The following is a 14,324-nucleotide window of genomic DNA, read 5'->3' as shown; positions in this document are numbered from 1 at the left end:
GCGCATTGAGAGACCCGAGCGCGCGCCTCGTCCTTCGAGACGACCGCTTCGCGGTCTCCTCAGGATGAGGCTAAGCAGCATCGGTGCTCGTCGAAGCGAGTGCCGAACGTCCGGTCCTCATCCTGACGGCCCGCCAACGGCGGGCGTCTCGAAGGATGGCTACTGGCGAAATCGCTGCCATATGCGATTGCCCTGCACAAGAAGGGGAGAAGGAAGAAAGGCCGTCGCTACTTCAGTTTACCCGTGGACAGATCCATGATCATGCGTGTGGCCAGATACAACCGCGGCACGATGCTGTTGATCTGCACATATTCGGCGTCGTTGGAGTGCGCACCGAAGCCCGACAGGCCCATGCCCTCCACCACGGCTCCACTGGTCTTCAGCGCGGCAAACGCTGCGTCTGTGCCGCCCCCGGTCGCCTTCTCGTCGACCTTGAGGGACATTCCGAGCTCCTGATAGATCGTCTTGCCGTAGGCCGCCACGCGGCGCGAGGCCTCGTTGGCCTCTAACGGCGGGCGCCGCACCTCGAACTTCAAATCGACTTTGGAGTCCGGCAGCAGGCGATCCTTGATCTTGTCCTGGAGGGCCTTCTCCAACTCGTCGAAATCGGACACCTTGAGCGCGCGCGCATCGGCCTGGGCGGTGGCGTCGGCAGGGATCACATTGCGGTTGGTGCCGGATTTGGAGACCGTCCAGTTCAGCTTCAGGCCCTGCTCGGGCTTGGACAGGTCCTTCATCTGCAGCACCTGGTGCGAGAGCTCGTACAGCGCATTCACGCCGCCCTCGGGCCTTGCGCCGGCATGTGATGACTTGCCCTGCACGGTGAGATAGGCCGAGCCGATGCCGCTGGTGGCGAGGCGCAGCGTGCCGTCGGTGCCGCCGCCTTCGAATGAGAACACCGCGTCCTGATCAGAGGCAAATTTGGTGATGGTGCTGCGCCAGCCGGGGGAGGAGATCTCCTCGTCGCCGTTCGCGAGCACCGTGAGCGTGCCGTAATCCCTGAAGCTCAGTTTCTGCAGCAACGCCACGGTATGGAGAATGAGTGCGACGCCCTGCTTGTCATCGGCGATGCCGAGGCCGTAGGCCTTGTCGCCGTCGATGCGGAACGGTTGATCCTTCAGCATGCCCTTCAGGTACACCGTGTCCATGTGGGCGATCAGCATGATCTTCTTGCTGCCTGTGCCCTTGAATGTGGCGTGCACGGCCGGTCCGATCTTCTCGGGCGTGTCGTCGAGGCGATAGATGTCGGTGGGTTGCAGGATCTCCACCGTGCCGCCGAGCTGTTTGAGCTGGCCTGCGACGCGCTCGGCGATCTGGTTCAGGCCTTCGATGTCCTTGCTGCCGGATTCGATGGCGACGAGATCGCGCAGCGTGTCGAGCAGCGGCTGCTGCTCCTTTTGCGCCAGCATGTGGACATCGGCGATCGGCTCAGCCTGCACCGACGTTGCGGCATATGTCAGCCAGAGTGAGGCGATCAACGGGCCAACGAGCGATGCGGCAGGGTGCGATCGGGGCATGAGCGGCCATCCATGGGATTGAGGATGGCCCGGTATGCCTCCGTTTCCGGTGCTTGTCACGCGCGCCGTCGCGCGTCGTGCGCCGCTTGAGCGGAGCACGACGGCGCGTGTTGTCCCCGCTACTTTTGCGGCGGCCCGAGATCCAGCGGCGGCAACTCGATCTGCGGCACCTCGATCTTGATCGTGCTGGGGTCGATGGTCGACTGGACGCCCTTGTAGTGCATCACCATCGACGGGAACGCGATCACCAGAGCGACCATGATGATCTGGATGACGACGAATGGCACCGCGCCCCAATAGATCTGGCCGGTGGTGACAGGGTCCATCCGCTTGCCGGTGACGCGGTCGGTGTATCGGTCCTTCGGGGCGACCGAGCGGAGATAGAACAGCGCGAAGCCGAACGGCGGATGCATGAACGAGGTCTGCATGTTGACGCCGAGAATGACGCCGAACCAGATCAGGTCGATGCCGAGATGCTCGGCGGCAGGTCCGAGCAGCGGGATCACGATGAAGGCCAGTTCGAAGAAGTCGAGGAAGAAGGCCAGCACGAACACGAACGCGTTGACGAAGATCAGGAAACCGACCTGGCCGCCGGGCAGCGAGGTGAGCAGGTGCTCGACCCAGACGTGCCCGTTGACGCCGTAGAAGGTGAGCGAGAAGACGCGGGCGCCGACCAGGATGAACACGACGAAAGCGGACAGCTTGGCCGTCGATTCCGTGGCCTGCCGGATCAGGTCCCAGCTCAGCCGCCGCTTCGCAGCACCGAGGATGAGGGCGCCGGCGGCGCCCATCGCGCCGCCTTCGGTCGGGGTCGCGATGCCGATGAAGATCGTGCCGAGCACCAGGAAGATCAGGAAGAGCGGCGGCACCATGACGAAGGTGGTCTGCTGCGCCATCTTGGACAGGAAACGGAAGCCGGTGAGCTTGTCGATAACCCAGTTCAGCACGGCGACGGCGAACGCGAAGATGATGCCGTAGAACATGCTGAGCACGACGTAATCGGCGCCGTGCGTCTCCGAATGGCGCATCATGAACCAGCCGAACACGCAGCTCGCGATGAAGAGCACACCGAGCGAGCGGAGGCCACGATCGCCACTCTCCTCGCGAAAGCCGATGGCCTCCTTTGGCAGGCCCGGGACGGCCTTCGGGAAGATCACGCTGACGAGGAAGGCGTAGAGGGCGTAGAGGCCCGCGAGCACGAGGCCCGGGATGAAGGCGCCCTCGTACATGTCGCCGACGGACTTGCCGAGCTGGTCTGCCATCACGATCAGGACGAGCGAGGGCGGAATGATCTGCGCGAGCGTGCCCGAAGCGGCGATGATGCCCGTCGCCACGCGCCGGTCGTAGCCATAGCGCAGCATGATGGGCAGCGAAATCAGTCCCATCGAGATCACGGAAGCGGCGACCACGCCCGTCGTTGCGGCGAGCAGCGCGCCGACGAACACCACCGCGTAGGCGAGGCCGCCGCGGATGGTTCCGAACAATTGGCCGATGGTGTCGAGCAGGTCCTCGGCCATGCCTGACCGCTCCAGCACCAGTCCCATGAAGGTGAAGAACGGGATGGCGAGCAGCGTGTCGTTGTTCATCACCCCGTAGACGCGCTCGGGAAGGGCCTGGAGGAAGTCCGGGTGGAATTGTCCGAGCTCGACGCCGATGATGGCGTAGAACAGGCCGACGGCGCCGAGCGAGAATGCCGCGGGATAGCCCAGCAGCAGCATGACGACCAGCGACGCGAACATGATGGGCGCCATATTGGCGATGATGAATGCGGTCATGACTTCCCCTAAACCGTCGCCAACGGCTATTTCTTCTCGATCGCTCCGACGAGATGCTCGACTTCCGCCTCGAGCGCCGACACCTGGGATTCATGCGGGTCCGGGATCAACCCGCGCATGACCGCGATGCGCTTGATCAGCTCGGAGATGCCTTGAACGAGCAGGAAAGCGAATCCGATCATGATCAGGGATTTGGCGGGCCATTGCGGCAGACCGCCGGCATTGCCGGACTGCTCGTTGATCTCGAACGAGCGCTGGAAGAACGGCACGCCCGTGATGATCATGACGATGCAGAGCGGAATGAGGAAGAACAGGTGACCGATCACGTCGATCAGGTTGCGGACCGGCTTCGGCAGCGCGTTGTTCACGATGTCGATGCGGATGTGCTCGTTGTCGAGCAGCGTCCACGGCGAGCACAGCAGGAACACGATGCTGAACAGCACCCATTGCAGCTCGAGCCATGAATTGGATGACGTGTCGAACGTCTTGCGGACGATCGCATTGACCGCGGAGATGATGACGGCGGCCACGATCAGCCACGCCAAGCGTTTGCCCGTCCAGCGTGTGAACGCGTCGATTCCTCGGCTCAGCTTCAGGAGCGCTTGCAACGACGGATCCTCCCGATCGTGCCCCGGCCGTCTTGACTGCCGAAGCGGGCGCGTGGCTTGTCTCGCCGCGCAGGCATGAGGCTGTCGCACCAAACCAGCGGCCATGCCGCCCGTCAATTGGAAGTTTGTTGAGAGTTAAGGGGAATAAGGCCGCAGCCGATGGTGTCAGCCGCCGGTGACGCTCATGTGCCTGGAGACGCTGGGACGGTCGTGGCGGCGGTCGATGATGAAATCGTGGCCCTTGGGTTTCAAGCCGATGGCGCGGTCGATCGCATCCGCAAGCAGCATGTCGTCATCGGATGCACGCAGAGGTTTGCGCAAATCGGAGGCATCCTCGTGGCCGAGGCAGGTGTGCAGCGTTCCCGTACAGGTAATGCGAACCCGGTTGCAGGATTCACAGAAATTATGCGTCATCGGCGTGATGAAGCCGAGCTTGCCGCCGGTCTCGGTGACGCTGACATAGCGGGCCGGACCTCCGGTGCTCTCCGCCAAATCCGTCAGCGTGAATTGCTGGGCGAGGCGCGCGCGCACCAGCGAGAGCGGCAGATACTGGTCGATGCGGCCCGAGCCGATCTCGCCCATCGGCATGACCTCGATCAGCGTCAGGCCCATGCCCTTGCCGTGGGCCCAGCGCATCAGGTCGGGAAGCTCGTCCTCGTTGAGGTTCTTCAGTGCCACCGCGTTGATCTTCACGGCAAGTCCTGCGGCGCGCGCGGCCTCGATGCCTTCCAGCACCTTGTCGATCTCGCCCCAGCGGGTGATCTCGCGAAACTTCTTGGGATCGAGCGTATCGAGCGAGACGTTGATGCGGCGCACGCCACAATCGGCGAGCTCGCTTGCGTGTTTCGCAAGCTGGGTGCCGTTGGTGGTCAGCGTCAGCTCGTTCAGGGCGCCGCTCGACAGATGCCGCGACAGCGAACGGACCAGCGTCATCACGTTGCGCCGGACCAGCGGCTCGCCACCGGTGAGCCGCAGCTTCTTGACGCCCTTGGCGATGAAGGCCGAGCAGAGCCGGTCGAGCTCCTCCAGCGTCAACAGGTTCGCCTTGGGCAGGAACGTCATGTCTTCCGACATGCAGTAGAAGCAGCGGAGGTCGCAGCGGTCGGTGACCGAAACGCGCAAATAGCTGATGGTCCGCCCGAACGGATCGGTCATCGGGGTGGACAGCGCGGCGGATCCGTTCATGCGAGAGGCCTTGTCACTGACGGCGACGGGCGCACCTTGGCTTCGGCGGTGCTCGGCACCCAATCTAAGCATCGGACGCGACGAGGACAATCGGGTGGTATACGTAGATCAGCGCCTGCCGGCGTTCGGATCGGGGAACGGTGAGCCCGTGGCCGTTGCGGCCTCAGCCGGTGCCGCAGCAGGCGCCGCGGCGGCCGGTTTGGGCTTCCTGGGCCGGTGCGGCTTGCGGATCGGTTTCGGCGGGGTGGCCGGCTGGAGTTCCGCAACCACCGGATTCGGGTCGGTGACCACCGAGGCCGGGGTGGTGAAATCCCCGGGATTCTTGATCACGTTCACCGGGACGCTCGCCGGCTGGTACTTGGGCAGCGCGAAAGCGACCGTAAACGGGGCCTCGGGTGCGGGAACCGAGACGGAGCAGGGTGTCTTGCAGCCCGGCCCGAGCGAGGTGGTGGCGTCGGCACCTGGCGGGTTGGATTCGATTCGGACCTGGACGGTCGGCGGGGCCGATTTGAACATGTCCCAGGACATCGAGGAGCAGCCCCCAAGACTTGCCGCTCCCAATAGACTCGCTCCGGCTAACGCAACCGCGATGACACGACGCATGACCCATCCACTTCAACTGCGACGAACCGCCACATAACCCCGCGCGGACTTTAGGAGCGTCGTCTGGGGCAGGGCAACCGGCGGGCTGCGCATAAATAATGAATGGTTAAGGGGTGTTTCGCGGAATAACGACGCTATATCAATAGCTTGGTAGAGCTATGCCGTCATCAGGCTGCTGGCGGCGGCTGGCAGGTCACGCATGTGATGGATCAGCCGGTCCGGCTTCAGGTCGGCGATCGGCACGGTGTAGCCAAAACTGACCCCGATCACCGGCACTCCGGCCCGGCGGGCCACCCCGACATCGGTTCCGGCATCGCCGACCATGATGCTGGCTTTGACCGCTCCGCCGGCGCGCGCCACCGTTTCACGAAAGATGGTCGGGTCGGGCTTCTGGACGCCAAAGGTGTCCGCGCCGCAGATCGCCGCGAAGCGGCGACTGAGGTCGAGCTGGTCCAGCAACCGCTTCGACAGCCATTCCAGCTTGTTGGTGCAGACGGCGAGGCGATGGCCCTGCGCTGAAAAATGGTCAAGCGCGGCCTCGAGCCCCTCGAAGGGGCGGGATTCGACCGCGATATGATCGGCGTAATAGGCGATGAAATCCGCGGTCATCCGGTCCATGTCGGCGGGGGTGACCGTGCGGCCCTCGGCCTCCAGCCCCCGCTCGATCAGCTTGCGGGCGCCGGCGCCGATCATGTTGCGGGCCGAGGCCATCGGCACGGGCGGCAGCCCTTCGCGGTCGAGCACGTGATTCAGCGCGGTGATCAGGTCGGGCGCCGTATCCACAAGCGTGCCGTCGAGATCGAAGACGATGGTGTGAGGGGAGGTCATGGTCCAAGCGCTACCGGCCCGGCAAGGTCAGTGCAAGGGGCGGCGCCATAAGATCAGCTTATAGCCTGGTTCCCCAGACACTGTTCTCCGGCGGAAAACGAGGCTACATAGGCCGCCGAAAGCGGCCGGGATCGGCGGCACGTTCGAGACTTCAGAGGCAGGCGCAAACGTGAATATGGACCAGTTGAAGCGACAGGCCGCGGCGCGCGCGCTCGAGGAGGTGCGGGACGGCATGCAGCTCGGGCTCGGCACCGGCTCGACCGCCAAGCATTTCGTCGAGCTGCTCGGCGAGCGCGTCGCCGCCGGGCTCAAGGTGATCGGCGTGCCGACCTCCGAGGCGACTCGCCTCGATGCGACGCGGTGCGGCGTGCCGCTGACCACGCTCGACGAGATCGACCATCTCGACATCACCATCGACGGCGCCGACGAAATCGATCCCGCGCTCAACCTGATCAAGGGCGGCGGCGGCGCGCTGCTGCGCGAGAAGATCGTGGCAGCGGCCTCGGATCGCATGATCGTGATTGCAGATGACACCAAATGGGTGCCGACGCTCGGCAAATTTCCGCTGCCGATCGAGGTCATTCCGTTCGGCCTTGGCGCAACACGCCGTGCGATCGAGAAGGCATTTGCCGAGTGCGGCGTTTCCGGGCAAATGGCGGTCCGCAAGGCCAAGGGCGGGGACAAGGATGGCCACGTTTTCGTCACCGACGGCGGCCACTGGATCGTCGATGCCCAGCTCGGACAGATCGGGGATCCTGCCGGCCTCGCCAGCGCGTTGAGCGCGATCCCCGGCGTGGTCGAGCATGGGTTGTTCATCGGCTTGGCCAGCTCGGCTGTTCTGGCGGGCGGCGAGGGAATTCGCGTGATTGAACGGCGTAAGCCGAAAGGAGACTAGGAATGAAGAGCGTTTTGAAGATTTTGCCGGCTGCGACCCTCGCTGTGGGACTGGCCCTCTCGGTCGTCCCGGCCGCCGCGCAGCAGGCGGCGCCGAAGGCTGGCGCCGCACCCGCCCAGCCGAAGGCCACGCCGGCGGCGGTCGCGGCGGCCAGGGAAATTCTGCAGATCAAGAATGCCACCGCGATGTATCAAGGCGCGGTGCCGGGCCTGGTCGAGAAGACCAAGATCGCGCTGATCCAGCAGAATCTCAACTACCAGAAGGATCTCAACGAGGTTGCCGGCGTCGTCGCCCAGCAGCTCAACGGCCGCCAGAACGAGATTGGCGACGGCATGGCGCAGATCTATGCCAGCGAGTTCACCGAGCAGGAGCTGAAGGATCTCGTCACCTTCTACAAGTCGCCGCTGGGCAAGAAGCTGATCGACGCCGAGCCGCGCGCCATCGGCCTGTCCATGGCCTTCATGAACTCCTGGGCCCAGAACTTCTCCGAGACCGTGATGGGAGCCTTCCGCGCCGAGATGCGCAAGCGTGGCAAGGAGATCTGACAGACACTATCTGATCAGGACTTCCTGACAGGGGTCGGAGTGGACAATGGCTGAATTCGACGTCGACCTCTTCGTCATCGGTGGCGGCTCGGGCGGCGTGCGTGCCGCCCGCATCGCGGCCGGTTACGGCGCCCGCGTGACGATCGCGGAGGAGTACCGCATGGGCGGGACCTGCGTGATCCGCGGCTGCGTGCCGAAGAAGCTGTTCGTGATCGGCTCGCATTTTCGCCAAGAGCTCGAGGACGCCGCAGGTTTCGGCTGGACCGTTCCGCCCGCCAGCTTCGACTGGCCGACGCTGATCGCCAACAAGGACAAGGAGATCGCGCGGCTGGAGGCGGCCTACACCGCCAATGTCGAGAAGTCGGGCGCGCAGATCGTCAAGAGCCGGGCGGTGATCGAGGACAAGCACACCGTCCGCCTGCTCGAAAACGACCGCAAGATCACCGCAAGATACATCCTGATCGCCACCGGCGGCGCGCCCAACCACGGCGCGTCGATTCCCGGCATCGAGCACGTGATCTCCTCCAACGAAGCGTTCCACCTGAAGAAGCTGCCGAAGCGGATCGTGATCCAGGGCGGCGGCTACATCGCGCTGGAATTCGCCGGCATCTTCGCCGGATTCGGCTCCGACGTCACCGTGATCTATCGCGGCGACAACATCCTTCGCGGGTTTGACGAGGATGTTCGCACCCACGTTCGTGCCGAGATGGAGAAGCAGGGCATCACCATTCTCACCGGCTGCACGGTGAGCAAGGTCGATCGCCACGGCGAGGAGTTCACCACGCATTTGTCGAACGGATCGAGCATCGCCTCGGAGCAGGTGATGTTCGCGATCGGCCGCCATCCGGCGGTGGCCAATCTCGGCCTCGAGAATGCCGGCGTCGCCATCAACCCGAACAATGGCGGCATCGCGGTCGATCATTTCTCCAGGAGCTCGGTCGACAGCATCTACGCGATCGGCGACGTCACCCATCGCTTCAACCTGACGCCGGTCGCGATCCGCGAGGGCCACGCCTTCGCCGACACCGTGTTCGGCAAGCGCGAGGTGAAGGTCGACCACGCCAACATCCCGACCGCGGTGTTCTCGCAGCCGGAGGTCGGCACCGTCGGTCTCACCGAGACTGAAGCGCGCGCGCAGTTCAGTCACGTCGACATCTACAAGACCTCGTTCCGCCCGATCAAGGCGACGATGTCCGGCCGCGACACCCGCGTGCTGATGAAGCTCGTGGTCGACGGCTCGACCGATCGCGTGCTCGGCTGCCACATCGTCGGCGATGCGGCCGCCGAGATCACGCAAGCCGTCGCGATCGCGGTGAAGATGAAGGCGACCAAGGCCGATTTCGACGCGACGATCGCGCTGCATCCGACGGCGGCCGAAGAGCTCGTCACCATGCGCACCCCGACCGCGCGCCACGTGCGCCAGGCCGCGGAGTAGGCCTTACTCACGAAGTCACTTCACTCGGTTTCGGTGATCTTTCCCTTGCCTTCGCAGGCCTCGCATTTGACCGGGTAGACTTTGCGGCCCGGCGAAGCCGCCTTGATGGACAGAGGAAAGCCCGTTCCGCTGCACGCCGGGCAGGTCCGCTCTTTGATTTTCGGGGCCATGGTCGTTCCTTTCCGACAGCTTCATACATTCTCAGATCAATGCAGCGTTTCGGCCGCGGCTTCGTCGATTGCGGCCATCAAATCGGCCGTATCCGACTGTTGGATCATATGACCCGCTCTCGCGACGCGTCGCATCTTGCTGTGCCTGATTTCCTCATGGAGGCGACCGGACTGTTCGTCGATGTCGATGAAGCGCCCCTGCGGCGGGTTCTCGCGTTGAGCCTTGTCGGCGAGCTTTCGATTGACGACCGCAGCCGTGGCCATCAAGGCGACAGGCGCGGCAATCGCGGACGCGACCGGATTTTCTGCAAGAACGCGAAGGCTCGTGGCCGCCAAAGATGGCGAACGTTTCTTCAGTATGCGCATCTGAAAACTTTCGATGAAGATATTGGAAGGGAAGAAAGGGAGCGTACGCCCATGGCCTGATCTCGGGGACGCATGCATCCATGGGCAGACGCAACAGGAGAGGCCGCGATATGTTCCTAAGTCCCACGGATTGGTACGGCAGGAAGACTGTCACTCAAACGGAAGCCCCGCCGGAGCATCGTTCATCGGCACGTGAAGTGTGGTCGGGGTATGGCCACGGGCCGGATGCCGGGAACGTATTTTCGGCGCCGCGCTCTGGTGAATGGCGATTGAGACCCCACATTGAATGTATCGCTAGCACAACACACGACAGGCGCTAGTGGCCGAGAGACGTTACAGCGCTCCCGCCGAAACAGGAGGCGCGCATTGAACGTTTTGCAATATCCCCTGCATCTTTGTCGCAAGTTTGAACGCCGCTGGAGCGCGAAGGTGGTTCAGGACGACGGCGAAATGACCGCGTCGCAAGCGACGGTCGGCTGCGCCGTGTGCGGGCGGCTCGCTGCGGCCCCGGTGCACTCGACCTACTTGCCCATAGGCAAGTTCGTCTATCAATGGCGGTGTTCTGTGTGCCGAAACTCCTGGCAGACTTCTGCCGATCCCGCGAGCGGCACGGAGATCCAGGTCAGTCGGTCCGGGCATCTTCGGGAGAATGCCGGACGCTGTCTGACCCTGGAAGGCACCGCTCCCAGCGACGCGGCGCGCAAGCGGTACAGGCGAATGGGCGATGCCTGGCTCGCTCTCGCGGAAACTGAGGATTGGCTCGACGGCGCGGTCCCGCCGGTCCTGCGCCCTAAAAAGGCGCAGGCTTGATCGACTCTCCCAAGGCACCAAGGACATTTGTCATGACAGAGAATCGCAGCCGCATCCATCAGGCGGGTTCACTTGCCGAGCGTCTGGCGGCCGATGCACTGAGATTGCGCGAACAGGCCGCGCGCCTTGAACCCGGTGCAGAGCGCGACGCGCTCCTGAACAAAGCGCACCGCAACAAGATGGCTGTCGATATCAATGCCTGTCTGCTTTCCGGGGCGCCGGGTCCCGGAATAGCCAACGGGACGACCTTCTACGCTCGGTCGTACAGATATCCGACCGGCTTGCCTTCGGTCCGCAGGGGACGCATGTCCTTCCGTGTGATGATCTGGCCGGCGAGACCGTCGATCTCGTCGCGCTGCGTCGGCGTCCAGCCGCGAAGGTCGTCGATACCCCTGAGAAGGCCGAGCCGGAGCACCTGCGTGTTCTCGCCGACCGCAATGAGGCTGATCGAGCTCTTGCCTGCGGTCACGACGTCGCCGGCCGCGAGCTCGAAGGTCTCGCCCGCCTTGGTCCTGAATTCGGCCGTGCCGCGAATGACGCGATAGATCACGACCTCGCCCTTGGCGAACGAGGCGGCGTCCGCGGATGCCAATGTACTCTTCGGCAGAAGCGACCCGCCGCGCGGGTCGGTTGCGATAATGTGGCCGGTGACGAGCTGGCCGCTCGGCGCCTCGATGCCGATATCGCGCACGTAAACCGGCAGCGCTGACTTGATCGAGCCGTCGCAAAGCGGCTTGAACAACGCATCCAGCGCCAGCGGATCCTGAAGCCAGAAGCCGGCATTGGCCGGGCGATCGTGCAGCGGATGGCTCCAGGCCACGCGCGGCGTTTCGGCTTCGTTGATCTGATCGGGACCGACGATGGTGGGATTCGGAAAGGTGGTGGGATCGGTGATGAAGGCTTCGAGGAATTTGCCCGAATAGCCCATCGAGACCGGATCCGGTACCACCGTCTGCGGCGTCTTCAAATTCTCTTCGGTCGTCAGGCCCGACCAGGTGTAGAACAACTGGCGATGCACGATCGCGCTTTGCAGCATCGCCGCGCCGGGGCCGACATTGTAGAAGCGCCCGTCATAGTCGAAGGTGAAAGCGCCCGAGGTGACCAGCACGAGCTGAAAGCCGCCGGGCGGCAGATGCAGATGGAAGTCGGTGGGACCGGTGTCGGGACGGTAGATCGGCAGATTGGTCGCGACTTCGTGCAGCAGGAACGTCTCGTTGTTGGCGTGAAAGCCTTCATTGGCGCGATTGTAGAGCGCTTGCGGACGATACGTCGCCTCGAACTTCGCATTCCGGTCGCGATCGATTGCGACGAAGTCCTGGGTGTTGAGGCGGAGCGGCGCGCCATTCGGATGGGTGAGGCCGGTCGTCTTGAGATCGCCCGCAGCATGCACGTTCATGACGTTCTCCGCTCTGCGCCGTTGCTTCGCTTGCACCGTCATTGCGAATTTTGGGCCAGTTGGTTTGCGAAGGAGCAAGCCGGCCTGGCGCCGCGATGCCGGCGTGCCCGTTCGGGAAAAATCCGGTGGTTGCACGGAGGGTTAGATCGACGGCTTGTTCTGATGGTCGGACGCGTACCAGGGACGCGCGCTTTCGGCATAGCGAGAGGGCTGTCTAATTTGTCGGCAGGCGCGAGTGCTCGTGCAGCGGCGGCGGAGCCGGATCGGTCCGATGGCGCCTTCGGGATTCAGCGAAAACGTCGCGACCGGGCAGGGCAGTGATTGACAGATTGTTCATGTTTTGTTCTTATACTGCGACCGAGATGGAGGCCGCCATGGACAACCGCATCAACGAAATCCGCAGAACCATCAGAGCGCTCCGCGTGAGCATGCGCGAAGCGGAAGCGATCATGCATGAGCAGATCAACCGCGACGAGGATTGCAGCTTCGTGGCGCAGGAAGTCATCAAGATGCGCTCGGTCATGAGCCTGCTCGTGAAGGAGCGGATCGCGCTCGGCGATGACGAGCCGATCCTCGTGAACAATTTCTTCATCCCGCGGCGCCGGCCGACGCGAAAGCCGGTCGCGGCTCTTTCCCCGACCGTGGATTCCGTGTTCCGTCCGCGCGTGGTGGCGCGGGTTTGACGCAGAGGCCAGCTCAATCAAAGGCGTGAGGCGCGGCCCGATCCGGCTTGCCGGCCGGGCTGTCAGCCCACTTTGCCATCTCCATGGTCCGTGCGTCGACGCCCTCGCACCACAAACAGCTTGGCCGCGCGCGGCCGTTCTCGGACAGGATCGGGACCAGGCTGTGGCCGCAACCGGCGCACCAGGCGATGTCAGTCATGCATTCCCCCACGGCGTAGCAAATTCAGAAATGACGTTCTCGTCCGCGAAGCTTGCGCGGGCGCTATGACGGGGCTGGAGCGCTGCGCCCGATGGGCGCGCTCGTCCCTGAAGTCGTCGATGTCGCGATCCATCGTGACACGGCTGCGATGTCGTCGCCGCTTTCGCGATAGGCGCGAAGCTGGAATTCGGCCGAGCTGCCGCGGTCCACAATGGTGCGGCAATGCTCGATCTCGGCGATGCAGCCCAGGGCGTCGGCGTCCCCGGCGGTGTCGTCGATGATTCGGGAGAGCATCTCGGAGATCGTGACCGGTCCGTCTCTGGAGCCGAAGATGCAATCGGTGCCGTAGCGCTGGGCGCGCCATTTGTTCTCCACCGCAATTGCGCGTTCGACCGCGGTGACCCCTTTGGACAGATCCGGTCGCAGATAGAGGTGGCGCGTCAGGCAGCGATAGAGCGAGGCGATGGCGACGGCGTCGTCGACGAAGGTGCAGGTGTCGGGCGCCCGAAGCTCGAGGGTCGGATGCCGCATTGACGGGCGCATCGCCCACCAGATGTGGCTCTCGTCGGGAATCACGCCGGAGCGCTGCAACGCGCCGACATAATCGTCGTAATCCTGCCTGCTCTCGAACAGTTCGGGCAGGCCGGTGCGCGGCAGCTCGGAATAGGCGGCAAGCCGGTAGCCCTTCAGTCCGGTCTTGTGCGAATTCCAGAACGGGGAGGACGCGGACAGCGCGATGAACAGCGGCAGATGCGGCAGCATCGCCCGCATCACCGCCATGCGCTTCTCAGGATCGGGCAACTGGACGTGCACATGCATGCCGCACATCATGTTGCGATGGCCGATGCTGCGCAGATCCTCGATCATCTCCTCATAGCGCGGTTTCGGGCTCGGCTGCGACATGCGCCAGACCGCGGTCGGGTGCGTGCCGCAGGCCATGATCACGAAACCATATTGCGCGGCGACGTTCGCGACTTCGCGCCGCAGGAAGCGAAGCTCTTCGCGGGCGTCGTTGACGTCGACGTGGACGTTGGTGGCGACCTCGAGCTGGGATTGCAGCATCTCCCGCATGGCCTGGCCGCCGGTCGACCAGTTCGCCGACTCGAAGAGCTCGTTGGGCGTTTCGATCGCAACGTCGAACGTGCGCCGATCGGCCAGGAAGTATTCCTCCTCGATTCCGAAGGAATATTCAGCCGCCTTGTCGCCGCCGCCAGCGGAGCGAATCACGAGATTCTGCTTGTCGCCCGAGGAATCCAGGCGAAGCAGTTTCAAAACGTCTGAAGCAAATGTCATATCCCACCCGGCAAAG

16 protein-coding genes are annotated in these 14,324 nt (G+C 63.9%); 5 read left to right on the top strand and 11 right to left on the bottom strand.

The annotated features are described in order from the left end of the window. Positions 1–227: 227 nt before the first annotated feature. The 6 genes from CIT37_RS24665 to CIT37_RS24640 form a co-directional block, all read right to left on the bottom strand. Complete coding sequence (locus tag CIT37_RS24665; protein WP_038970998.1) at positions 228–1,517, bottom strand: M20/M25/M40 family metallo-hydrolase; 1,290 nt, start codon at positions 1,515–1,517, stop codon at positions 228–230. Between the two features lie 119 nt (positions 1,518–1,636). Beyond that, positions 1,637–3,292 carry a TRAP transporter large permease gene (locus tag CIT37_RS24660; protein ID WP_028145302.1) on the bottom strand — a complete coding sequence of 552 codons (1,656 nt, stop codon included), beginning with the start codon at positions 3,290–3,292 and terminating at the stop codon, positions 1,637–1,639. Between the two features lie 26 nt (positions 3,293–3,318). Then, positions 3,319–3,900: a TRAP transporter small permease subunit gene (locus CIT37_RS24655; protein WP_028145301.1), complete on the bottom strand. Its 582-nt coding sequence runs from the start codon at positions 3,898–3,900 to the stop codon at positions 3,319–3,321. Between the two features lie 165 nt (positions 3,901–4,065). Then, positions 4,066–5,085 (bottom strand): GTP 3',8-cyclase MoaA, encoded by a 1,020-nt coding sequence (gene moaA, locus CIT37_RS24650; RefSeq protein WP_018319985.1) that lies wholly within the window; start codon positions 5,083–5,085, stop codon positions 4,066–4,068. A gap of 108 nt (positions 5,086–5,193) precedes the next feature. Further along, entirely contained in the window at positions 5,194–5,688 is a 495-nt protein-coding gene (locus CIT37_RS24645) for a hypothetical protein (protein WP_095425858.1), read from the bottom strand. Between the two features lie 156 nt (positions 5,689–5,844). Continuing rightward, positions 5,845–6,516, bottom strand: coding sequence for an HAD family hydrolase (locus tag CIT37_RS24640; protein ID WP_095425859.1), 672 nt, complete (start codon positions 6,514–6,516; stop codon positions 5,845–5,847). A gap of 169 nt (positions 6,517–6,685) precedes the next feature. Here CIT37_RS24640 and rpiA point away from each other — a divergent pair, with 169 nt between their 5' ends. Genes rpiA through gor form a run of 3 tightly spaced genes read left to right on the top strand, consistent with a single transcriptional unit; the run spans position 6,686 to position 9,391 of the window. Next, positions 6,686–7,411, top strand: a complete 726-nt coding sequence (gene rpiA / locus CIT37_RS24635; RefSeq protein WP_038946268.1) for a ribose-5-phosphate isomerase RpiA — start codon at positions 6,686–6,688, stop codon at positions 7,409–7,411. Between the two features lie 2 nt (positions 7,412–7,413). Beyond that, on the top strand, positions 7,414–7,956 hold the full coding sequence (locus CIT37_RS24630) for a DUF2059 domain-containing protein (protein WP_028145297.1): 543 nt from the start codon (positions 7,414–7,416) through the stop codon (positions 7,954–7,956). Between the two features lie 46 nt (positions 7,957–8,002). Beyond that, on the top strand, positions 8,003–9,391 hold the full coding sequence (gene gor / locus CIT37_RS24625) for a glutathione-disulfide reductase (RefSeq protein WP_095425860.1): 1,389 nt from the start codon (positions 8,003–8,005) through the stop codon (positions 9,389–9,391). 20 nt (positions 9,392–9,411) lie between these two features. Here gor and CIT37_RS24620 read toward each other — a convergent pair whose 3' ends face one another. Beyond that, a complete protein-coding gene (locus CIT37_RS24620; protein WP_154694136.1) occupies positions 9,412–9,561 on the bottom strand; it encodes a hypothetical protein in 150 nt (49 codons plus the stop codon). A 36-nt stretch (positions 9,562–9,597) separates the two neighbouring features. Then, entirely contained in the window at positions 9,598–9,927 is a 330-nt protein-coding gene (locus tag CIT37_RS24615; protein WP_240536299.1) for a hypothetical protein, read from the bottom strand. A gap of 366 nt (positions 9,928–10,293) precedes the next feature. Between CIT37_RS24615 and CIT37_RS24610 the strand changes: the two genes are divergently transcribed. After that, on the top strand, positions 10,294–10,737 hold the full coding sequence (locus CIT37_RS24610; RefSeq protein WP_244611270.1) for a hypothetical protein: 444 nt from the start codon (positions 10,294–10,296) through the stop codon (positions 10,735–10,737). A 250-nt stretch (positions 10,738–10,987) separates the two neighbouring features. Here CIT37_RS24610 and CIT37_RS24605 read toward each other — a convergent pair whose 3' ends face one another. Beyond that, complete coding sequence (locus CIT37_RS24605; protein ID WP_095425952.1) at positions 10,988–12,133, bottom strand: hypothetical protein; 1,146 nt, start codon at positions 12,131–12,133, stop codon at positions 10,988–10,990. 374 nt (positions 12,134–12,507) lie between these two features. On the opposite strand from CIT37_RS24605, the gene CIT37_RS24600 reads away from it, so the two are divergent. Beyond that, complete coding sequence (locus CIT37_RS24600; protein ID WP_240536297.1) at positions 12,508–12,816, top strand: hypothetical protein; 309 nt, start codon at positions 12,508–12,510, stop codon at positions 12,814–12,816. A 13-nt stretch (positions 12,817–12,829) separates the two neighbouring features. On the opposite strand, the gene CIT37_RS24595 is transcribed toward CIT37_RS24600, so the two are convergent. Continuing rightward, positions 12,830–13,015, bottom strand: a complete 186-nt coding sequence (locus CIT37_RS24595) for a hypothetical protein (protein ID WP_028145293.1) — start codon at positions 13,013–13,015, stop codon at positions 12,830–12,832. Positions 13,016–13,078: 63 nt separating this feature from the next. Continuing rightward, the gene (locus CIT37_RS24590) at positions 13,079–14,308 is read right to left on the bottom strand and encodes a carboxylate-amine ligase (RefSeq protein ID WP_038946278.1); all 1,230 of its coding nucleotides are present in this window, start codon (positions 14,306–14,308) and stop codon (positions 13,079–13,081) included. Positions 14,309–14,324 lie beyond the last annotated feature (16 nt).

The organism is Bradyrhizobium ottawaense, assembly GCF_002278135.3.
GTDB classification, from domain to species: Bacteria; Pseudomonadota; Alphaproteobacteria; order Rhizobiales; family Xanthobacteraceae; genus Bradyrhizobium; species Bradyrhizobium ottawaense.
The sequence above is the reverse complement of the archived record's forward strand: the minus strand, read 5'-3'. Positions and strand labels throughout refer to the sequence as shown.